The sequence below is a fragment of the Yimella sp. NH-Cas1 genome (assembly GCF_022359705.1).
Lineage (GTDB): Bacteria > Actinomycetota > Actinomycetes > Actinomycetales > Dermatophilaceae > Yimella > Yimella lutea.
The window spans coordinates 1,792,916-1,813,238 of sequence record NZ_JAKSGG010000003.1; the positions used below are offsets into that span (position 1 = coordinate 1,792,916).

The window sequence follows — 20,323 nt, forward strand, 5'->3', positions numbered from 1 at the left end:
GTGCAAAGTGCGCGGATCCACCGAGGGTGCGCGGATTCTCCAATCTTCCGGCCGCTTCGTAGGCTGGCCGACATGTCGACCCTCAGCGCCGAACAGCACCTGCTCCTCGAATCATGGTGCCCCGGCATCGAGATCGTCCGGGACCACAGCTGGGGGCTGGTCGACACCGTCGTCCAGGAGGGCGTCACAGCAGACGGGCGACGGGTGATCATCAAGGCGTCCGGCCAGGACAACCATCACCTGGTGCGAGAGATCGCAGCGCATCGCGAGTGGGTGCCCGTGCTCGCGTCGACAGGTCACGCGCCCGTGCTGCTCCACGAGGACGCCGACGCACGCCTGCTCGTGACCCAATACCTTCCCGGACAACTCGTCGAGAACACGGCGAGCGAATCGGAGCCCGAGACCTACCGGCAGGCCGGCGCGCTCCTTGCCCGCATCCATTCCAGCACTTCACAGGTCGACATCGGATACGAAGAAGCACTGCGGAAGAAGGCCCTCGCCTGGCTCGACAAGCCGCACCGCATCGAGCCCATCACCGAGACAAGGCTGCGGGAAGTCATTGCGTCGTGGCCGACTCCCCCGGTGACCCTCGTCCCGACGCACGGTGACTGGCAGCCGCGCAACTGGCTGGACGACGAGAGCACGATCCGGATCATCGACTTCGGACGCGCCGAGCACCGTCCTGCCGCAAGCGATTTCGCACGCTTGGCGACCCAGCAGTTCGTCGGGCGTCGCGATCTCGAAACCGCGTTTCTCGACGGGTACGGCGGCGATCCACGCGAGCCGGACGCGTGGCACCGCATGCTGATCCGTGAGGCGATCGGCACGGCCGCCTGGGCCTTCCAGGTACGTGACGAGGGCTTCGAAGCCCAGGGTCATCGGATGATCGCGGACGCACTGCGCGCATACTCCTGAGCGAGGACCCGAGCACCCGTCAGTAGTTCATCCGCATCACTGCACGGACCGTCGCGAGCGTGGCATCTGCCACCGCGTTCGCTTGTTCGTTCCCCTGACGCAACACGGTGTGCAGGTACGCGGGATCGGCAGCCAACTCGGCTCGGCGCGAACGGTGGTCGCGAAGTCCTTCGTTGACCGCATCGGTGACGAGCTTCTTCAGCCCGGCTGCACCTGCGTCCCCGATCTGCGCAGCGAGCTCACCGGGCGCACGACCGTCGAACCCTGCGGCGATCTCCAACAACGAAGCAACCTGGGGACGGCGATCAGGTTCGTAGGTGATCACCCGCTCGGAATCGGTGCGTGCCTTCCGGACGGCGGCAGCGGTTTGGTCCGCCGTCATCGCGAGGGTGATCGTGTTGCCTTTCGACTTGCTCATCTTGGTGCCGTCCAGCCCGAGCAACAGCGGCGATTCGGTGAGCAGAGCGTCCGGCTCGGCGAACACCGTCTCGCCACCGGCGTACCGGTTGTTGAAGCGACGTGCGATCACCCGGGTCTGCTCGACGTGCGGCAGGTTGTCCTTGCCGATCGGCACCACATTCCCATGGCAGAAGAGAATGTCGGCCGCCTGGTGCACCGGATAGGTCAACAGCAGGCCGGACATCGGACGCCCGTCGGTGGCCGCGAGTTCGTCCTTCACCGTCGGGTTCCGGCGAAGTTCGCCGTCGGTCACCAACGACAGGAACGGCAGCATGAGTTGGTTGAGCGCAGGCACCGCGGAGTGGGTGAAGATAGTCGTCCGTGCCGGATCGATGCCGGCGGCGAGGTAGTCCAGGACGCAGCCGAAGACGTTCGTCCCCAACTCACCGACGGCGTCCCGGTCGGTGATCACCTGGTAGTCGGCGATGATGACGAAGGAGTCGATTCCCTTGTCCTGCAACTCGACCCGGTTGCGGATGCTGGCGAGGTAGTGACCGACGTGCAGCGGGCCCGTCGGTCGGTCACCGGTGAGCACCCGCAGCTTTCGGCGGGCCGGTGAGTCGGGACCGTCGATCACCGCCTGCACCGTGTTGCTGCGGACCCGGGCGGCCTCGAAGGATTCGTCTGACATGGTTCTGCTCCTGATCGAAACAGCCGCCCCGCCCGTCGAGACGCTCGCGCATGCGAAACGCCGCCTCGTGCGAGGCGGCGCGAATGAAGTGGGTATGTCGACGCGGCCGCCTAGGAGGACGGCCACCACCCCTGGGCGAAAGTGTTCGACATGCGGATCAGGATACGCCCGACGCACGAGTAGCCGCGCGTCGCCTTCGCAGCAACGGAATGTTCACGGCCAGTGCAAGCGCCAGCGCGAACAGCACGCCGACGTAGACGACGACGCCCGCCCAGCCGTCGGCCGCGAACCACAGACCGGCCAGAGCGCCGAGCACCGAACTCCCGAGATAGTAGGCGAACAGATAGAGCGCGCTCGCCTCGGCGCGGTGTGCGTCGGCGGTTGCGCCGACCCAACCGCTGGCCACCGAGTGCGCTGCGAAGAAGCCTGCTGTGAACAGCAGGACTCCCCCGAGTACGGCGGGCAGGTTCGCCGGCAGCGTGATCAGTAGTCCGATCACCGCCACCAGCTCAGCGACGACGAGGACGGTCTTGCGCCCGAAACGGTCGGCCAATCGTCCCGCGGCGGCCGACGAGACCGTACCCGCCAGATAGAGCAGGAACACCAGCCCGACGGCGGACTGCGGCAGTCCGAACGGCGCTGCGCTCAAACGGAATCCGATCATGTTGTAGACCGCGACGAATCCACCCATCAGCAGAAACGCCGTCACGTACAACGCGACGAGGCGGGCGTTGTGCAGGTGGCCGACAACATTCGTAGTGGTCGCGCGTAGACCGACAGGTTGTGGCACGAAGAACCGGGACGCCGGCGCCCGCCACAGGAACAGCCCGGTGAACGCGAGGGCCGCGATACCGGCTGCTTCGAGCGCCCATCGCCAACTCGCGTGGTCCAACACGAGAGCGGCCAGCACCCGTCCGCTGAGACCGCCGACAGTGGTGCCGGCGATGTAGCGCCCCATCGCGCTACCGAGATGTTCGGCGTCGACCTCCTCTGCGAGGTAGGCCATCGCGGTGGCGGGCACCCCGGCGAGGCACAGGCCTTGCAAGCCGCGCAGCAGCAACAGGACTTCCATCGAAGCTGCCAGCGGCATGAGGCATCCGAGCAGCGCGGAGGCCAGCGCTGCGAAGGCCATCACCCGGACGCGTCCGAATCGTTCGGACAGCGCACTGGCCGGGATGATCGCGAGCGCCAACAACCCGGTGGTGGCCGAGATCGCGAGAGCGGAGGTCGCCGGGCCGACGGAGAATTCGTCCGACAGTTCCGGCAGGACGGCCTGAGCCGAGTACATCGCCACGAAGGTCGCCATGCCGGCCGCGAACAGAGCCAGGGTGATGTTGCGGTAGCCGACGTCGCCGCGCCGGTACCCCTGAAAACTCACGCCTGCCAGTGTCCACCTCGTGGGTGCGACATCGGCGGACGGGTCGAGTCGCGGTGCGGTGGGTCAACCGTCGAGGCAGATGCAGAACGGATGCCCGTCCGGGTCGGCGTACACGCGGAAGCCTTCGTGGCCCGATTCGTCCTCGAGCAGCTTCGCCCCGAGCGACAGCGCGTGCTCGTGTGCGGGGCCGTACTCGCAGGCGTAGAAGTCGGGGTGCATCTGCTGCGGCACCTTCGGGTCGGGCCAGGTGGGGGCGACGAAGTCGGTAGCGAGCTGGAAGGACAGCCGGTGGCCGTCATTGTGCTCGGTCTCGACCCATTCGTCGTCGGCCCGCAGAATCTTCCCGCCGGTCAGATCGCAGTAGAACCGAGCGAGCTTGTTCGGGTCAGGAGTGTCGATGGCGACGGTGCGGAAGGTGATCTTCGGAGTAGTCATGTATCTCACCGTGCCGTACGGCACCGACAACCCGAAGGGTCAGTCGATACCGCAGGCAGGAACCTGCACGGGTGCGGGTTGTCCGATCGAGGGCATGCCGAGTGCGACCTTGGGCTTGACGGTCGCGCCGTCGGCCTTGCCTTCCTGCAACGCCTCCCACGCGTCACCTCCTCGGGAGCGGCGGACGGAAAACGTTCCGCCGCCCAGCACACCGTCGGCGATCAGGTGGTGCCCGGCACCGTAGGTCACGTCGACGGTGGCGAAGTCGCCCGGACGCGGCAGCTCGGCGCCCTCCCCGGTCGGCACTGCGAAGTGGACGAGGCGGTTGTCCTCCGCGCGACCGGACATGCGCCCGGTCCGGCTGTCGCGGCGTCCCTCGGTCGGCGCGACGAGCACCTCGATGGTGCGGCCCTCGATCTTGCGGTTCTCGGCCCAGGAGATCTCCTCCTGCAACTGCAGCAACCGGTCGAACCGTTGCTGCACAACGGCTTTCGGAAGTTGTTCGGGCATCGTCGCAGCCGGCGTGCCGGGCCGGATGGAGTACTGGAAGGTGAACGCCGAGGAAAAGCGGGCCTCGCGGACGACGCGCATCGTCTCCTCGAAGTCGGCCTCGGTCTCGCCCGGGAACCCGACGATGATGTCGGTGGTGATGGCAGCGTGTGGGATGCGGTCGCGCACCCGGTCGAGGATGCCGAGGAACTTCGCCGATCGGTACGAGCGCTTCATCTCACGCAGCACCTTGTCCGAACCCGACTGGAGCGGCATATGCAACGACGGCATGACATTCGGGGTCTCGGCCATTGCATCGATGACGTCGTCGGTGAAGGCCGCCGGGTGCGGTGAGGTGAACCGCACTCGCTCGAGCCCTTCGATGTCGCCGCAGGAACGCAGCAACTTGCTGAACGCCTGACGGTCACCGAATTCCACGCCATAGCTGTTGACGTTCTGCCCGAGCAGGGTGATCTCGACGACCCCCTGATCTACCAGCGCCTGGATCTCGGCGAGGATCTCGCCCGGACGGCGGTCCTTTTCCTTGCCGCGCAGGGCAGGGACGATGCAGAAGGTGCAGGTGTTGTTGCAGCCGACCGAGATCGACACCCAACCGCTGTACGCGGAATCGCGGCGTGTCGGCAACGTGGAGGGGAAGGTCTCGAGCGATTCGAGGATCTCGACCTGGGCCTCAGCGTTGTGCCGGGCGCGTTCCAACAGCACCGGCAGCGCGCCGACGTTATGGGTGCCGAAGACCACGTCCACCCAGGGCGCGCGATCGACGATGGAGGCACGATCCTTCTGGGCCAGACAACCACCGACGGCGATCTGCAGGTCGGGGTTGATGTCCTTCCACGGACGCAGGTGGCCGAGCGATCCGTACAACTTGTTGTCGGCGTTCTCACGGACCGCGCAGGTGTTGAAGACGACGACGTCGGGGACATCGGGACGAGTGTCGGACGACACCGACGCAACGTCGACGTAGCCCGCGGACTCCAGCAGGCCACTGATCCGTTCGGAATCGTGGACGTTCATCTGGCACCCGTGGGTGCGCACTTCGTAGGTCTTCGCCGCGTTCGTCATGACCGATCAAGGGTACGGCGTCAGCGGGGTGGGGCCGAATCCCAGCGTCGGTGTGGCCACCGCCGAACAGATCCAGGCGCTGGGGTTCCGGACTCGCATGGCGCGAGGTTAGAGGCGTTCCCTCGGTCGCGTTCGAGTTCTCCACACGAGCGTGCCCGACGCGCGCATCCCGGCGAACTCAGTCGCGCTCATGCTCGGGCGCCGTGGCGATCGCCTCACGGATCACTGCCCAGGAGATCGACGAGGAGTAGCCCTTGCGGGCGAGCATGCCGGCCAACCGTCTGGTCTGCACGGTGGCTTCCAGCCCGTGCATCGAACGCATCTTCTTGGCGACGAGCGCGCGGGCGCGCTCCTTCTCCTCCTCGGGATCGACCTCGTCCAACGTGGCTCGGGTGATCTCGTCATCCACGCCCTTCTTGCGCAGTTCCTGGGCGAGCGCACGTTTGGCGAGGCCACGGCCGGCCTGTTGCGAACGCACCAGCATCCGGGCGTAGGCTTCGTCGTCGATCAGCCCTACCTCGGTCATCCGGTCGAGGACCGCGTTCGCGATGTCTTCGTCGCACCCGCGCTGAGCAAGCTTGTCGGCCAACTGTTTCCGGCTGCGCGGGGCCATCGTGAGCTGACGCAGCACGATCGTCTTCGCGACGTCGTACGGGTTGGCGTCCGGGTCTTGTTCGGGAGCGGGCACCTGTCGTCGGCGCTCCTGGTCGCCGCCGGCACCGCGCCGGCGATGTCCGCCTCTTCGTCGTTGCCGCGGACCGCGTGCAGGCGATTCGGTGTCGTCGGGCGACGTTTCACCCCAAGGGGATTCATCGACGGGTACCGATGCGGCCGAGTCCGCCGGATCAACGAAATCCGGCGGACTCGACTGTCGGTCGAAAGGATTCATCGAACCGATCAGAAGTCGACCGAGACGTCCTTGAGCACCGGCTTGCCGGACTTACCGGTGCCGGCGGTCAGGTCGACCGGCTCGGCAACCGACTCGGCTTCTTCCTCGGTCCTCGGACCGACGCCGAGCTTCTCCTTGATCTTGCGCTCCAACTCGTCGGTCATGTCGGGGTTGTCCTTGAGGAAGTTGCGAGCGTTCTCCTTGCCCTGCCCCAACTGGTCACCGTCGTAGGTGTACCAGGCGCCGGCCTTGCGGACGAAGCCCTGCTCGACACCCATGTCGATCAGCCCACCCTCTCGGGAAATGCCCTGGCCGTAGAGGATGTCGAACTCGGCCTGCTTGAACGGCGGCGACACCTTGTTCTTGACGACCTTGACGCGCGTGCGGTTACCGACTGCGTCCGTGCCGTCCTTCAGGGTCTCGATGCGACGCACGTCGAGGCGAACGGACGCGTAGAACTTCAGCGCCTTTCCACCCGTGGTGGTCTCGGGCGAGCCGAACATGACGCCGATCTTCTCGCGCAACTGGTTGATGAAGATCGCGGTGGTGCCGGTGTTGTTGAGGGCACCGGTGATCTTGCGCAGCGCTTGGCTCATCAGGCGGGCCTGCAGACCCACGTGGCTGTCGCCCATCTCGCCCTCGATCTCGGCGCGCGGCACGAGCGCCGCGACGGAGTCGATGACGATGATGTCGAGCGAACCGGAGCGGATCAGCATGTCGGCGATCTCAAGCGCCTGCTCACCGGTGTCGGGCTGGCTGACCAGGAGCGAGTCGATGTCGACGCCGAGCTTCTTGGCGTACTCGGGGTCGAGCGCGTGCTCGGCGTCGATGAAGGCGGCGATACCGCCGTTCTTCTGCGCGTTCGCCACCGCGTGCAGCGCGACCGTCGTCTTACCGGAGGACTCCGGGCCGTAGACCTCCACCACGCGACCGCGGGGCAGACCGCCGATGCCGAGCGCGACATCGAGTGCGATCGAACCGGTCGGGATGACCTCGATCGGCGGACGGATGTCGTCGCCGAGGCGCATGACCGAGCCCTTGCCGTGGGCCTTCTCGATCTGGGCCATGACGGCGTCGAGCGACTTGATCTTGTGCGAGTTGTCGGTGGGGTCGAGCCGGGTGCCTGTTGCTGCTGCCATGAGCGGTGCTCCTCATTGAATCTCGTGGTGAACGCGCCTACCGGCGACCGTCCGGAACCTGCGTGTGTGTTCGGATGAGGTCAGACGCTAGGTGGCACCACCGACAACCACCGCTCCCATCCGCACGCCTGTGGACGAAGTGACCTTGGATCGGCACCTGTGGACAACCCTACGCCACGAGGTCGAACACGCGTACGAAGATGGTTCCCGCGTGTCGCGCGGCCGGCTGCGGACGAAGCAGTCCACTCAGTCGGCGCGGCCACCCTCACGGATCGGTTTGTCGCGGCCGAGCCAGCGCTCCTTCGGCACGTCCATCTCGATGCACAGCGCCCGCCAGACATGTTTGGGGTGCGTACCGTCGGCGAGCGCGTCCGCGCCGGTGCGGTAGCCGAGTTCGCCGAGCACATGCGAGTCGACCAGGACGCGACCGTAACCGTCGCCGAACTCCTCCTCGACCATTTGCCAGAACTCGCTCATCCGCATTCGACAAGTCTCGCAAAGCTTCGATGTGAAAGTTCCGGCAGGCGTCGGCCATACTCTCGGACCATGCAGTTGATCACAGCATCCGAGGTGCCAGTCTCCCTCGCCCGTGTCGACGAACCCGCCGCCGCACCCGTGCGTGTCGCCCTGGTGCAGCACCACTGGCGCGAGGACGCAGGCGAACTGCAGCAGGCGTTGCGGGGCGGCATCGAGCAGGCGGCGAAGGCGGGCGCCCAGGTCGTGTTCCTTGCCGAACTGACTCTTTCTCGCTACCCGGCCGACACCCTGCCCGAAGGTGCGCCGGACCAGACCGCAGAAAGCCTCGGCGACGGCCCGACCTTCACTTTCGCGGCGAAGGCGGCGAAGGACTTCGGCGTATATGTGCACGCCTCGCTGTTCGAGAAGGCGCCCGAGGCGGACGGCCGCGGCCTGAACACCGCGATCCTCGTTTCCCCCGACGGCGAACTCGTCGCCCGCACCCGTAAGACGCACATCCCGGTCACCGCGGGCTACTACGAGGACAAGTACTTCCGTCCGGGACCATCGGACAATGCCTATCCCGTTGTCACACTTGACGATCCGTCGGTGAAGCTCGGCATGCCGACCTGCTGGGACGAGTGGTTCCCCGAGGTCGCACGCTCCTACGCCCTCGGTGGAGCGCAGTTGCTGGCGTACCCGACCGCGATCGGATCAGAGCCGGATCACCCCGAGTTCGACACCCAGCCGCTCTGGCAACACACCATCGTCGGCCACGCGATCGCCAACGGAGTGTTCGTCGTCGTGCCCAACCGCACCGGCAGCGAGGGTTTGATCACCTTCTACGGCTCATCGTTCATCGCCGACCCCTACGGTCGCGTCCTGGTCCAAGCACCGCGCGACACCGAGGCCGTCCTGGTCGCCGATCTCGACCTGGCCCAGGGCAAGGACTGGATCGACCTGTTCCCGTTCCTGTCGACCCGTCGCCCGGACACGTACGCGTCGCTGGCCGAACCGATCAAACCCGAACACGTCCGCGCCGACCCGAACGCGTGACGATGACCTGGCGAATGCCCGCCGAATGGGCGCCGCACGATCGCGTCTGGATGGCGTTCCCCAGCCAGGGATACACACTCGGCGAGACGGACGCGGAGGCCGAGGCTGCCCGGCGCACTTGGGCGAACGTCGCCAACGCCGTCGCCCGGTTCGAACCCGTCCACATGCTCGCCACGACCGACGCCCTCGGCATTGCACGAGACCTGTTGCACGACAACGTTGTTGTGCACGAAGCCGAGCTGGACGACGCGTGGATGCGTGACATCGGCCCCTCCTTCGTACTCGGCGAACACGGAGAGCTCGGTGCCGTCGACTGGGTGTTCAACGGTTGGGGCGCGCAGGCGTGGGCCAGCTGGGACAAGGACGCCGGTGTCGGTCGTCGGGTCGGCGAGCAGGCCGGCGCCACGGTCGTCGATTCGCCGATCGTCAACGAGGGCGGCGGCATCCACGTCGACGGCGAAGGCACGGTGCTGTTGACCGAGACGGTGCAACTGGATCCCAGTCGCAACCCGCAGGCGTCCAAGGCCGACATCGAGGCCGAGATGGCTCGTTGCCTCGGTGCCTCGACATGCATCTGGTTGCCTCGTGGGCTCACCCGCGATTACGACGAGTTCGGCACCCGCGGCCACGTCGACATCGTCGCGACCTTCACCTGCCCCGGCGTGGTGTTGGTGCACCACCAGGAGAATCCCGACCATCCCGATCACCAGGTCAGCCGCGAGATCATCGCGCTCCTGGAGAACAGCACCGACGCCGCCGGGCGAACTCTGACGGTCGAGCGAATCCCCGCTCCCGCAACGCTTTTCGACGACGACGGACCCGTCGACTACAGCTACGTGAACCACCTCGTCGTCAACGGGGGTGTCATCGCCTGCACCTTCGACGACGAGCACGACGACCGCGCGCTCGACGTGCTGCGTCGGGTGTACCCGGGCCGCGAGGTCGTCGGGGTCGATGCCCGCGAGATCTTTGCCCGCGGCGGCGGGATCCACTGCATCACCCAGCAACAGCCGTCCGTCCCGCGCTGATCTCATACCCCGGACGCGGCCACGTGAACTGGGTCACTTGATCAACTAGCGTGGCCGAATGAGTGCTCACGAAGGTCGACGTGTTCTGATCACCGGAGCAGCGCGAGGCATCGGTGCCGCCCTGGCGGAACGACTCGCCGCACAGGGGGCGAAGGTCGCGCTCCTCGGCATCGAAGCGGAGATCCTCGAGCAAACCGCAGCCCGCTGTCCTGGCTCGATTTGGCGCGAGGTCGACGTCACCGACCAGGACCAGGTCACCGACACGATCGACGAGGTCGCCCGCATGTGGGGTGGACTCGACGTCGTCGTCGCGAACGCCGGCATCGCCTCGCAGTTGCCGTTCGACGGCGGTGACCCGGAGGTCATGCGCGCGCACATCGAGGTCAACGTGATGGGCTGCTACTGGACGCTGCGCGCTGCCGCACCGCACATCAGCCACCCCGGCGGGTACGCCGTGGCAACCGCGTCGCTGGCCGCTGCCGCACACGCACCGATGATGGGTGCGTACAACGCGTCCAAAGCCGCCGTCGAAGCGCTCGGGAACACCCTGAGGATCGAGCTCAAGCCCACCGGCGCGAAGGTCGGTGTCGCCTACTTCGCCGAGATCGACACCGACATGACCTCACGTGGGTTCGGGACCAAGGCCGCCACCACACTGACGGGCGGGGGGACCATCCTCGGTGTCGCGCCGCTCAAGAGCGCGATCGACGCCCTCGACCGCGGCATCAAGAACCGTTCGCGACGCATCTGTGCACCTCGCTGGATCGCTGCGATCCTGCCCGCGCGGATGCTTGCCCAGCGGGTCATGGAATTGCGCGGCTTTCCCGAACTCGGCCTCGCCCTGCAGATCGCCCGCGAGGAGAACGCGGAACTCACGACCCTCCAGCGAAAGAAGGTGACCTCGTGAGCACGGATGCGAAATCGGCGGTCGCCCGCATCTCGCCCGGCACCCTGAAGGAGCTCGGTGCGCCGGCGTTCGCGATGAGCCGGATCGCCGGCAAGGTCACCGGCACGAAGCCGCCGGCGATCTTCACCACCCTCGGACGAGCCAAGGGCCTGTACTGGGGCTGGCTGCACTTCGCGGCCCGCCTGATGCCGTTCGGTTCGCTCCCGCGCCGCGAGAGCGAACTGGTCATCCTGCGCGTCGCGAACCGCCGCGGGAGTGCGTACGAGTGGGCACACCACCAGCGTCTCGGCGTCCGAGTCGGCGTCACGGCCGCGGATATCGATGCGCTGCAACAGGATTCATCGCCCCATTGGAACGAACGCGAAGCCGTGCTCATCGACTCGGCGGACGCACTGCTCGCCGAGCGTGACCTCGACGACGCACAGTGGTCACGCCTGCAGGCCACGCTCACCGAACAGGAGTGTGTGGAGTTCCTCCTGCTGGTCGGGCACTACGACATGCTCGCGACCACGCTGCAGACGCTTCGGGTCAGCCCAGACCCGAAGGCCTGACTCACCGAGTGGCCGGGCTATGAATCAGCGGCCGGGATATAGCCCGACCACCAGTTCATAGCCCGGCCACTCGGTGGGAAGTGTCGGTCTGTCGGTGCTGCGTGGGAAACTGAGCGGCGATGAACTCCCCGATCACCGAACGCTTCTCCCCTGCCACCCGTGCGTGGTTCGAGGGGTCGTTCAGCGCGCCGACCGCCGCCCAGGAGGGCGCGTGGGATGCGATCAGTTCGGGCCAGCACACCGTCGTCGTCGCACCGACCGGCTCGGGCAAGACGCTCTCGGCGTTCCTGTGGGCGATCGATCGGATGGCCGCGACGCCGCCGCCGGAGGACCCGCTCGAACGCTGTCGGGTGCTGTACATCTCCCCGATGAAGGCGTTGGCCGTCGACGTCGAACGCAACCTGAGGGCACCTCTGGTCGGCATCAAGCACGCCGCAACCCGGCTCGGGCTCCCCGAACCGGAGGTGAGCGTGTCGGTGCGATCCGGAGACACTGCAGCGGCCGACCGCCGTGCGTTCGCTCGACGTCCGACCGACATCCTGATCACGACCCCGGAGTCGTTGTTCCTGCTGCTGACCTCGGCCGCACGAGAATCCCTGCGTGGCGTCGAGACGGTGATCGTCGATGAGGTGCACGCGGTGGCGGGCACCAAACGCGGTGCGCACCTCGCGGTCTCACTCGACCGGTTGGACGCGCTCCTGCCGAAGCCGGCGCAGCGCATCGGACTGTCGGCGACGGTCCGTCCGGTCGAGGAAGTGGGTCGCTACCTCACGGGCGGGCGTCCGGTCACCATCGTGCAGCCGCCGTCGACCAAGGAATGGGAGCTCGAGGTCGTCGTCCCCGTGCCCGATCTCGCCGACCTGGACAACCAGCCCTCCGACCTCACCGGTCCGGACGACCCCACGCGCTCGGCGTCCGTCTGGCCGCACGTCGAGGAGCGGATGGTCGACCTGATCAGCAGCCACCGCTCGACGCTGGTGTTCGCCAACTCGCGGCGCCTGGCAGAACGCTTGACCGCCCGCCTCAACGAGATCTGGGCCGACCGCAACGACATCGCGCTGGACGATGAATCCTCGTCTCCCCCAGCCCAATTGATGGGTCAGGCGGGCAGCAGTCACGGCGCGGCGGCGGTGCTCGCCCGCGCGCACCACGGTTCGGTGAGCAAGGAACAACGGGCCGATATCGAGGACGCCCTGAAGGCCGGACGCCTGCCAGCCGTGGTCGCGACGTCGTCCCTCGAACTCGGCATCGACATGGGCGCGGTCGACCTCGTCATCCAGGTCGAGTCACCGCCCAGCGTGGCCAGCGGACTGCAGCGTGTCGGACGCGCCGGACACCAGGTCGGCGCGGTCTCCCACGGGGTGCTGTTCCCCAAGTACCGCGGCGACCTCGTTCAGACCGCCGTCGTCGTCGAGGGCATGCGCGCCGGCACCATCGAGCAACTCAAGATCCCGGCCAACCCGCTCGACGTACTGGCTCAACACATCGTGGCCATGTGCGCGATGGACGACTGGCCGGTCGACGATCTCGAGCAACTCGTCCGCCGCTCAGCGTCGTTCGGGGCGTTGCCACGCACCGCACTCGAAACCGTGCTCGACATGCTGGCCGGACGCTACCCGAGCACCGACTTCAGCGAACTGCGGCCACGCATCGTGTGGGATCGCACCACCGACACGCTCAGTGCCCGCCGCGGTGCGCAGCAACTCGCAGTGATCAGCGGCGGCACGATTCCCGACCGTGGGTTGTACGGGGTCTTCCTCGCCGGCGGTGAAGGTCCCGGACGCAGGGTCGGTGAACTCGACGAGGAGATGGTCTACGAGTCGCGCGTCGGAGATGTGTTCACGCTGGGCACCAGCAGTTGGCGGATCGAGGACATCACCCACGACCAGGTGTTGGTCACGCCCGCACCCGGCCAACCGGGACGCCTGCCGTTCTGGCGCGGAGACGCGCTCGGACGTCCTGCCGAACTCGGCCAGGCCGTCGGCAAGTTCGTCCGCGAGGTCGGTTCGCTGCCCGACGAAGGCGCCCGCGAGCGAGTCACACAGGCCGGACTCGACACCTGGGCCACCGACAACCTGATCACCTACGTCCGCGAACAGCAGGAGGCCACCGGCCACCTGCCGACGGACAAAACGGTTGTGGTGGAACGCTTCCGGGACGAACTCGGCGACTGGCGGGTCGTCATCCACTCCCCCTTCGGCGCACCCGTCCACGCCCCCTGGGCATTGTGCATCGCGGCACGCATGCGCGAGCGGTACGGCGTCGAGGTGCAGGCGATGCATGCCGACGACGGCATCGTGCTTCGCCTGCTCGACATGGAGATGGGCGACGGAGAAAACGACAATCTGACCGACGTGCTGGTGCTCGACCCCGACGACGTCTCGCGCATGGTCACGGACCAGATCGGCGGCTCGGCGTTGTTCGCCTCCCGGTTCCGTGAATGCGCCGCACGCGCGTTGCTGCTTCCCCGGCAGCGCCCGGGACGCCGGCAGGCGTTGTGGCAGCAGCGCCAACGATCGGCTCAGTTGCTGGAGGTGGCCAGCCAGTACCCGTCGTTCCCGATCGTGCTCGAGGCCGTGCGCGAGTGCGTCCAGGACGTGTTCGACGTACCCGGGCTCACCGCGCTGATGCGCGATATCCAGTCGCGCACGGTGCGCACGGTCACGGTCGAGACGCCGACCGCGTCCCCGTTCGCCAAGAGCCTGCTGTTCGGATACATCGCGCAGTTCCTGTACGAGGGCGACTCCCCGCTGGCCGAACGGCGTGCGGCCGCGTTGGCGCTCGACCCGTCACTGCTGGCCGACCTGCTCGGTCACGGTGAGGGCGCTGCGCTGCGCGACCTGCTGGACAGCGACGTCGTCGCCACCACCGAGGCCGACCTGCAACGACTCACCGAGAGCCGACAGGCGCGGCACGCCGACGATGTCGCCGATCTCGCCCGCGCACTGGGACCGTTGACCCGCAACGAGATTCGCGCGCGTACTCGTCCCGACGTGACCGACCTCGACGAGATCCTGGACGCTCTGGTCGCCGACCGCAGGCTGATCGTCGTGCGCTGGGGCGACACCGAACGCTTCGCAGCGGTCGAGGACGCTGCGCTGCTGCGGGACGCCCTCGGCGCTGCCCTGCCGACCGGTGTCCCGGCTGCCTTCCTCGAACCCGCCGACGACCCGCTGACCGACCTGATCACCCGGTATGCCCGCACCCACGGCCCCTTCACGGCGTCCGACGCCGCCCAGGCGTTCGGTCTGGGCCGCGCCGTCGTGCACGACACGCTCAAGCGATTGGTGCACCGCGGACGCATCGTCGAAGGAGAACTGCGACCGCTCGGCACCGGCGACGGCCTGTCCGACTTCTGCGACGCCGAGGTGCTGCGCATCATCAAGCGCCGCTCGCTCGCAGCCCTGCGCTCCGAGGTCGAGCCCGTCGCGGCCACCGACTTCGCTCGCTTCCTCCCGCCCTGGCAGGGTGTCGGCACCGGCCAACGCGGGCTCGACGGCGTGCTCCGAGCGGTCGAGCAGTTGGCCGGCGCGAAGGTGCCGGCCTCCGCACTCGAATCGCTTGTCCTACCTGCACGGGTTGAGCGCTACACGGCCGGAATGCTGGACGAGCTGATGACGGCCGGCGAAGTGGTCTGGCAGGGGCACGGCTCCCTGCCGGGTGACGACGGGTGGATCAGTCTGCACCTCGGCGACCAGCTCGACGCAACTCTCGGGGCACCCGACGAGGGCGAACTCGACGACCTGCAGCGCGCCGTCCTGGACGCCATGGCCGGTGGTGGCGCCCACTTCTTCTCCGCGGTCGGCGTTGCCGTCGAGGGCGGCGAGAGTCAGATCGCCGAGGCGATGTGGCAACTCGCCTGGGCCGGGCGGATCACCGGAGACACGCTCGCGCCGGTGCGAGCCCTGCTGGGTGGAGGTCGGACGACGCACCGCAGCCGCACGGCAGGTCCGCGCCGGTCACGGTACGGACGAAGCGCCGGCCTGCGCACGGGCCTGGCCCGACCCTCGTCCGCCATCCGACCCATCACCACGCCGACCATGGTCGGAAGGTGGTGGGTGCTGCCGCAGTTCGAGCTCAACCCAACCCAGCGGTCGTTGGCGACCACCGATGTCCTGCTGGACCGCTACGGCATCGTGACGCGCGGAAGCGTTGTCGCAGAAGGGATCTCCGGCGGTTTCGCCGAGATCTACCGGGTACTCGCTGCCGCGGAGGAGCGCGGAAAGGTGCGACGCGGGTACTTCGTCGAAGGTCTTGGGGCCGCCCAGTTCGCGGGCACGGGCGCCATCGATAGACTGCGTGCGCGGCCGGCGAACGAGGTCACCCCTCGTAACCCTTGGGACGTCGCGCCGGCCAAGACCATTCCTGCGTTGGTGCTCGCGGCCACCGACCCGGCGAACGCCTACGGGGCCGCGCTCGCCTGGCCGCCGCGCGAGGGCGACACCGGCCACAAACCCGGGCGTAAGTCGGGTTCGCTGGTCGCTCTCGTCGACGGGAAACTGATCGCCTACATCGAGCGCGGCGGACGGTCAGTGCTCACCTGGGACGACACACCGACCCACGCCGACGCAGTCGCCAAGGCACTGGCCGAGATCGTCCGCAGCGGACGCCTGGCCGACCTCAGCGTCCACTCGATCGACGGCACTGCGGCGTTGAGTTCGAGTCATCCGTTGGCAACGGCGTTGACCGACAACGGATTCCACACCACACCCAAGGGCCTGCGGCTGCGCCGATGAGTGCCGATGCCTGAAGGAGACGCCGTCTGGCGCACCGCGCGCCGACTCGACCGGGCGCTGCGCGGTGATGAACTCGTCGGCGTCGATCTACGCATGGGTCGGCTGCCCGAGGTCGAGCTGCGCGGTCGTCGAACGATCGAGGTCGTGCCGCGTGGCAAGCACATCCTGCACCGCATCGACTCCGGGTGGACGCTTCACTCGCACCTGCGGATGGACGGTTCGTGGCGGGTGGTTCCCACGCCGCGGGTCAGTCCTCGGTTCGCGGCACATGACGACATTCGAGCGCTCGTCGCGACAGCCGAGAAGGCCTGTGTCGGACGCAAACTGGGGATGCTCGACCTGGTCCGCACGCGCGACGAGCACCGGCTCGTCGGGCACCTGGGTCCCGACATCCTGGGCGCCGACTGGGACGAGGATGAGGCACTACGTCGGTTGCGGGCGAACGGCGGACGGCCGATCGGCGCAGCGTTGCTCGATCAACGCAATCTCGCCGGACTCGGCACCATCTGGACGACGGAGCCGCTGTTCGAGCGAGGCGTCGACCCGTGGCTGCCGGTCGATCGATTGGACGAAGGCGTCATCCGCGATGTTCTGCAGATCGCCCACCGGATGTTGCACGACGCGATCGGCGAAGGCCGTCACGTGCCGCAGGCGTACGAGCGCAAGGGCTGGCCGTGTCCGCGTTGCGGAGCCAAGCTGCGGATCGGGATGATCGGCGACGCTCCGCAGGCAAGACAGTTGACCTATTGCCCGTCATGCCAACGGAATCCGAGCCACGGCTGAGTCCCAGCGCACCTCACCAGGTTTCGGCGCATGCGGATTCGTCCCTCGTCCGCATGGCTCAACCAGCGAACAAATCCAGGCCCGGCCGAGTCCCAGCACATCTCACCAGGTTTCGGCGCATGCGGATTCGTTCCTCATCCGCATGGCTCAACCAGCGAACAAATCCAGTTCCCAGCACGCGATCCCGGCTTCCGGCGCCGGCGAATAAGACTGAGCCCCAACCACACCCGCTGGTTGAGCCGCGAGGATGAGCTTGCGAATCCTCGCGTGCCGAAACCAAGGTGACGCGATACGAAAAGCTCAGGCGGCGGAGACGACGGCGCGGTCGGTCTTGACCGGCAGCGGCACCGGAGCGGTCAGCGCCTCGACACCGGCAACACGCTGCGAGACCAACGAAAGAGTCTGCGACAACGGCATACCGAGCGCATCACAGATGTGGGCGAGCAACTCCGAGGATGCTTCCTTCTCGCCGCGTTCGATCTCGCTGAGGTAGCCGAGCGAGACCTTGGCCTCGGCGGACACCTCGCGCAGGGTACGTCCCTGCTCCTGGCGCAGCTCACGCAGAACGTCGCCGAGTTCTTGACGCAGCAAGATCATGACGACTCCTGATTCAACGAACCGAACGGGTGAACGAGTCCACGATAACCGCAGGCACCATCACCGTGCGCGGCCATTCCGAACGCTGGTGTACAGGGTGAACCCATGAGACTGACAACTCACATCCCGGGCCGGTCATTCCACATCCCCGTGCCCCAGATGCGCAAGGGCGAGCCGAAGCGCTGCGGTGGTGGCCGAGCGACGGATCCGTTCGCGATCGCCGTCCAGGTCAAGGCGGTCGCTCATCACACCGTCCGGCGTCGCGATCGCGATGAACACGACACCGACCTCGACGCCGTCCTGTGGATCGGGCCCGGCGACCCCGGTGGTCGCGAGCCCGTAGTCGGCACCGAACACCGTGCGCACCCCGGAAGCCATTTGTTCGGCGACCTGCGCCTGCACCGCTCCCCCGCGCGCGAGCAGTTCTTCGTCGACGCCGAGCAGCGACGTCTTGGTGTCGGTCGCATAGGTGACCGCGCCCCCGCGCAGCACCACGCTGGCGCCCGGGACGGAGGCGATAGTCGCGGCGACCATTCCGGCAGTGAGCGATTCGGCGACCGCGATCGTCTGTCCCAGCCCGGTCAGGCGGGCGACCAGTTGCGTCTCGCTGGGAAGCATCAGGCCGCCTTCGCCGTCCGCCGCAGTGACAGCGCGCGGAAGACGTAGTCGACGCCGGTCACGACGGTGACCACGACAGCGGCGGCCATGACCATCCAGGCGATGACGACGAACGCGCCGGCGTACGGGAGCACGAAGAATCCGATCGCGACTGCTTGCAGAAAGGTCTTCAGCTTGCCGCCGCGGCTGGCCGGGAGCACCCCGTGCCGGATCACCCACAGGCGCAACAGGGTTACGCCGATCTCGCGCACCAGGATCACGATCGTCACCCACCACGGCACCCGATCGATCATCGAGAGTCCGACCAGCGCCATGCCCATGAGGGCCTTGTCGGCGATCGGGTCCATCATCTTGCCGAAGTCGGTGACCAACCCGCGAGCACGTGCGATCTCACCGTCGATGCGGTCGGTGATCGACGCGGCGACGAAGACCGCGAACGCGCCCCAGCGGTAGGCGTTGTTGTCGCCGTCCTGCGTCAGAAGCAACCATCCGAACAACGGCACGAGCGCGATCCGCAGCATCGTCAGGACGTTCGCGATGTTCCAGTTGCTGACGTCCTGGCTGGGAATGTCGGCCGGGTCGGGTCGAAGCTCGGGCGCGTGCAGCCGGATCGGCGTGCCGTCCGGACTTCGCAGCGGTTGCCACTCACGCCAGTCGCGCGGCCGGGCGTCCTTGCCGCGGCGCGGGGTGGGTTCGGTCATCCGGTCGGCTCCGCGACGAGGTCGATGCCGATCGTGTCGACCACCTGTACCGTCACGATGTCGCCGATCGAGGGCAGTTTGCGGGCGTCCGGCCAGGTCAGCACGGTTTCGCCGTCGACGTCCGGACCCTGCTGTCCAGCCCGTCCACGAATCTCGATCTCGCCGGTGTCCTCGTCCTCGATCTGCTCGACGAGCACCTCGAGGTTCTGACCGATGCGCTCGGCGGCACGCTGGTGGTTGAGTTCTTCGACCAGCGAGCGGATGTGCTCCACGCGATCGTCGATCTCGTCCTGCGGCAGCTTCGCGTCGTACGTCTCGGCCTCGGTGCCGTCCTCGTCGGAGTAGCCGAACACACCGGTGACATCGAGCCGGGCCGCCGACAGGAAGCCGGCCAGCACATTGACGTCGTCCTCGGTCTCACCGGGGAAACCGACGATCACATTGGATCGGACGCCTGCCTCCGGCGAACGGTGCCGCACCTGCTCCAGCAGGCCCAGGAACGACTCGGCGTCACCGAACCGGCGCATCTTGCGCAGCAACGGACCACTGGCGTGCTGGAAGGAGATGTCGAAGTACGGGACGACGCCGGGCGTCGAGGTCATCACATCGAGCAGGTCGGGCCTGATTTCGGCCGGCTGCAGGTAGGAGACGCGAACTCGCGAAAGACCATCCACGGCAACGAGTTCGGGCAGCATCGTGTCGAGCAGACGCAGGTCGCCGAGGTCCTTGCCATAGGAGGTGGAGTTCTCGCTGACCAGGAAGATCTCGCGGACGTCGTGCTGCCCGAGCCAGCGCGCTTCGGCCAGTACGTCCGCCGGACGACGCGACACGAACGCGCCACGGAACATCGGGATCGCACAGAACGCGCACCGGCGATCGCACCCGCTGGCGATCTTCAGCGGAGCCCACGGACGTCCGTCCAGACGGGCTCGGATCACCCGCGGTGCCGCGACCGGCGACTCGATGCTGACGTCGGAGGGACGCCGCATGTCACCGTGGCCGGGAGCGGCGACGTCCGAACCCTGACGCGCCGCCGGTGACAGCGGCAGCAGCTTGCGCCGGTCGCCCGGCGTGTGCGATGCCGGACGCTCCCCCGCCAGGATCGAGGTCAGGTGGGAGGACATGTCCTGGTAGCTGTCGAACCCGAGGACCGCGTCCGCTTCGGGCAACTGCTCGGCAAGCTGGTTGCCGTACCGCTCGGCCAGGCAACCGACCGCCACCACGGCCTGGGTGCGACCGGTCTGCTTGAGGTCGTTGGCCTCGAGCAACGCGTCGATCGAGTCCTTCTTGGCCTGCTCGACGAATCCACAGGTGTTGATGACGGCGACGTCGGCGGCGGAGGCATCGTCGACCAGCGTCCAGCCCTGCGCGGACAGGCGTCCGGCCAGTTCCTCGGAGTCGACCTCGTTGCGGGCGCACCCGAGGGTCACCACGGCCACACTTCGGGAAGTCATGACGCTCACTGTAGTTGT

18 protein-coding genes are annotated in these 20,323 nt (G+C 67.4%); 7 read left to right on the forward strand and 11 right to left on the reverse strand.

Annotated features, from left to right (window positions below; all coding sequences use genetic code 11):
- The first annotated feature begins 72 nt into the window (after nt 1–72).
- Nucleotides 73–915: a phosphotransferase gene (locus MF407_RS08940; RefSeq protein ID WP_239702065.1), complete on the forward strand. Its 843-nt coding sequence runs from the start codon at nt 73–75 to the stop codon at nt 913–915.
- Between the two features lie 19 nt (nt 916–934).
- On the opposite strand, the gene trpS is transcribed toward MF407_RS08940, so the two are convergent.
- From trpS to MF407_RS08975, 7 genes are all read right to left on the reverse strand, one after another.
- The gene (gene trpS, locus MF407_RS08945) at nt 935–2,005 is read right to left on the reverse strand and encodes a tryptophan--tRNA ligase (protein WP_239702066.1); all 1,071 of its coding nucleotides are present in this window, start codon (nt 2,003–2,005) and stop codon (nt 935–937) included.
- A 157-nt stretch (nt 2,006–2,162) separates the two neighbouring features.
- Nucleotides 2,163–3,383 (reverse strand): MFS transporter, encoded by a 1,221-nt coding sequence (locus MF407_RS08950; RefSeq protein ID WP_239702067.1) that lies wholly within the window; start codon nt 3,381–3,383, stop codon nt 2,163–2,165.
- 63 nt (nt 3,384–3,446) lie between these two features.
- Nucleotides 3,447–3,818, reverse strand: coding sequence for a VOC family protein (locus MF407_RS08955; RefSeq protein ID WP_239702068.1), 372 nt, complete (start codon nt 3,816–3,818; stop codon nt 3,447–3,449).
- Between the two features lie 39 nt (nt 3,819–3,857).
- Nucleotides 3,858–5,390 (reverse strand): tRNA (N6-isopentenyl adenosine(37)-C2)-methylthiotransferase MiaB, encoded by a 1,533-nt coding sequence (gene miaB / locus MF407_RS08960; protein ID WP_129624124.1) that lies wholly within the window; start codon nt 5,388–5,390, stop codon nt 3,858–3,860.
- Nucleotides 5,391–5,568: 178 nt separating this feature from the next.
- The gene (locus MF407_RS08965) at nt 5,569–6,078 is read right to left on the reverse strand and encodes a regulatory protein RecX (protein WP_239702069.1); all 510 of its coding nucleotides are present in this window, start codon (nt 6,076–6,078) and stop codon (nt 5,569–5,571) included.
- 209 nt (nt 6,079–6,287) lie between these two features.
- Nucleotides 6,288–7,418: a recombinase RecA gene (gene recA, locus MF407_RS08970; protein WP_239702070.1), complete on the reverse strand. Its 1,131-nt coding sequence runs from the start codon at nt 7,416–7,418 to the stop codon at nt 6,288–6,290.
- Nucleotides 7,419–7,664: 246 nt separating this feature from the next.
- Entirely contained in the window at nt 7,665–7,901 is a 237-nt protein-coding gene (locus tag MF407_RS08975; RefSeq protein ID WP_239702071.1) for a DUF3046 domain-containing protein, read from the reverse strand.
- A gap of 63 nt (nt 7,902–7,964) precedes the next feature.
- Between MF407_RS08975 and MF407_RS08980 the strand changes: the two genes are divergently transcribed.
- The 6 genes from MF407_RS08980 (at nt 7,965) to MF407_RS09005 (ending at nt 16,935) form a co-directional block, all read left to right on the forward strand.
- Nucleotides 7,965–8,930 (forward strand): nitrilase-related carbon-nitrogen hydrolase, encoded by a 966-nt coding sequence (locus MF407_RS08980; protein ID WP_239702072.1) that lies wholly within the window; start codon nt 7,965–7,967, stop codon nt 8,928–8,930.
- 2 nt (nt 8,931–8,932) lie between these two features.
- On the forward strand, nt 8,933–9,958 hold the full coding sequence (locus tag MF407_RS08985; RefSeq protein ID WP_129624958.1) for an agmatine deiminase family protein: 1,026 nt from the start codon (nt 8,933–8,935) through the stop codon (nt 9,956–9,958).
- A gap of 58 nt (nt 9,959–10,016) precedes the next feature.
- A complete protein-coding gene (locus MF407_RS08990; RefSeq protein ID WP_239702073.1) occupies nt 10,017–10,865 on the forward strand; it encodes an SDR family NAD(P)-dependent oxidoreductase in 849 nt (282 codons plus the stop codon).
- Nucleotides 10,862–11,416, forward strand: coding sequence for a carboxymuconolactone decarboxylase family protein (locus tag MF407_RS08995; RefSeq protein WP_239702074.1), 555 nt, complete (start codon nt 10,862–10,864; stop codon nt 11,414–11,416). The genes MF407_RS08990 and MF407_RS08995 overlap by 4 nt, the downstream gene beginning before the upstream one ends.
- A 119-nt stretch (nt 11,417–11,535) precedes the next feature.
- On the forward strand, nt 11,536–16,152 hold the full coding sequence (locus MF407_RS09000) for an ATP-dependent helicase (RefSeq protein ID WP_239702075.1): 4,617 nt from the start codon (nt 11,536–11,538) through the stop codon (nt 16,150–16,152).
- Nucleotides 16,153–16,158: 6 nt separating this feature from the next.
- The gene (locus tag MF407_RS09005) at nt 16,159–16,935 is read left to right on the forward strand and encodes a DNA-formamidopyrimidine glycosylase family protein (protein ID WP_129624954.1); all 777 of its coding nucleotides are present in this window, start codon (nt 16,159–16,161) and stop codon (nt 16,933–16,935) included.
- 300 nt (nt 16,936–17,235) lie between these two features.
- Here the strand turns inward: MF407_RS09005 and MF407_RS09010 are convergent, their stop codons facing one another.
- The 4 genes from MF407_RS09010 to rimO form a co-directional block, all read right to left on the reverse strand.
- The gene (locus tag MF407_RS09010; protein WP_239702076.1) at nt 17,236–17,532 is read right to left on the reverse strand and encodes a helix-turn-helix transcriptional regulator; all 297 of its coding nucleotides are present in this window, start codon (nt 17,530–17,532) and stop codon (nt 17,236–17,238) included.
- A 135-nt stretch (nt 17,533–17,667) separates the two neighbouring features.
- Entirely contained in the window at nt 17,668–18,150 is a 483-nt protein-coding gene (locus tag MF407_RS09015; RefSeq protein ID WP_129624952.1) for a CinA family protein, read from the reverse strand.
- On the reverse strand, nt 18,150–18,851 hold the full coding sequence (gene pgsA, locus MF407_RS09020; protein ID WP_275578221.1) for a CDP-diacylglycerol--glycerol-3-phosphate 3-phosphatidyltransferase: 702 nt from the start codon (nt 18,849–18,851) through the stop codon (nt 18,150–18,152). Before pgsA ends, MF407_RS09015 begins: the two co-directional genes overlap by 1 nt.
- Nucleotides 18,848–20,305: a 30S ribosomal protein S12 methylthiotransferase RimO gene (rimO, locus tag MF407_RS09025; RefSeq protein WP_239702077.1), complete on the reverse strand. Its 1,458-nt coding sequence runs from the start codon at nt 20,303–20,305 to the stop codon at nt 18,848–18,850. The genes pgsA and rimO overlap by 4 nt, the downstream gene beginning before the upstream one ends.
- Between the last annotated feature and the right edge of the window lie 18 nt (nt 20,306–20,323).

Bases quoted from the DNA above. Each gene is read 5' to 3' on its own strand.
- miaB (WP_129624124.1), bottom strand. From the start codon at position 5,390: ATGACGAACGCGGCGAAGACCTACGAAGTGCGCACCCACGGGTGCCAG.
- MF407_RS09015 (WP_129624952.1), bottom strand. From the start codon at position 18,150: ATGCTTCCCAGCGAGACGCAACTGGTCGCCCGCCTGACCGGGCTGGGA.
- MF407_RS09000 (WP_239702075.1), top strand. From the start codon at position 11,536: ATGAACTCCCCGATCACCGAACGCTTCTCCCCTGCCACCCGTGCGTGG.
- MF407_RS08980 (WP_239702072.1), top strand. From the start codon at position 7,965: ATGCAGTTGATCACAGCATCCGAGGTGCCAGTCTCCCTCGCCCGTGTC.
- trpS (WP_239702066.1), bottom strand. From the start codon at position 2,005: ATGTCAGACGAATCCTTCGAGGCCGCCCGGGTCCGCAGCAACACGGTG.
- recA (WP_239702070.1), bottom strand. From the start codon at position 7,418: ATGGCAGCAGCAACAGGCACCCGGCTCGACCCCACCGACAACTCGCAC.
- MF407_RS08955 (WP_239702068.1), bottom strand. From the start codon at position 3,818: ATGACTACTCCGAAGATCACCTTCCGCACCGTCGCCATCGACACTCCT.
- pgsA (WP_275578221.1), bottom strand. From the start codon at position 18,851: ATGACCGAACCCACCCCGCGCCGCGGCAAGGACGCCCGGCCGCGCGAC.
- MF407_RS08990 (WP_239702073.1), top strand. From the start codon at position 10,017: ATGAGTGCTCACGAAGGTCGACGTGTTCTGATCACCGGAGCAGCGCGA.
- MF407_RS08985 (WP_129624958.1), top strand. From the start codon at position 8,933: ATGACCTGGCGAATGCCCGCCGAATGGGCGCCGCACGATCGCGTCTGG.
- MF407_RS08975 (WP_239702071.1), bottom strand. From the start codon at position 7,901: ATGCGGATGAGCGAGTTCTGGCAAATGGTCGAGGAGGAGTTCGGCGAC.
- MF407_RS09005 (WP_129624954.1), top strand. From the start codon at position 16,159: ATGCCTGAAGGAGACGCCGTCTGGCGCACCGCGCGCCGACTCGACCGG.
- MF407_RS08940 (WP_239702065.1), top strand. From the start codon at position 73: ATGTCGACCCTCAGCGCCGAACAGCACCTGCTCCTCGAATCATGGTGC.
- MF407_RS09010 (WP_239702076.1), bottom strand. From the start codon at position 17,532: ATGATCTTGCTGCGTCAAGAACTCGGCGACGTTCTGCGTGAGCTGCGC.
- rimO (WP_239702077.1), bottom strand. From the start codon at position 20,305: ATGACTTCCCGAAGTGTGGCCGTGGTGACCCTCGGGTGCGCCCGCAAC.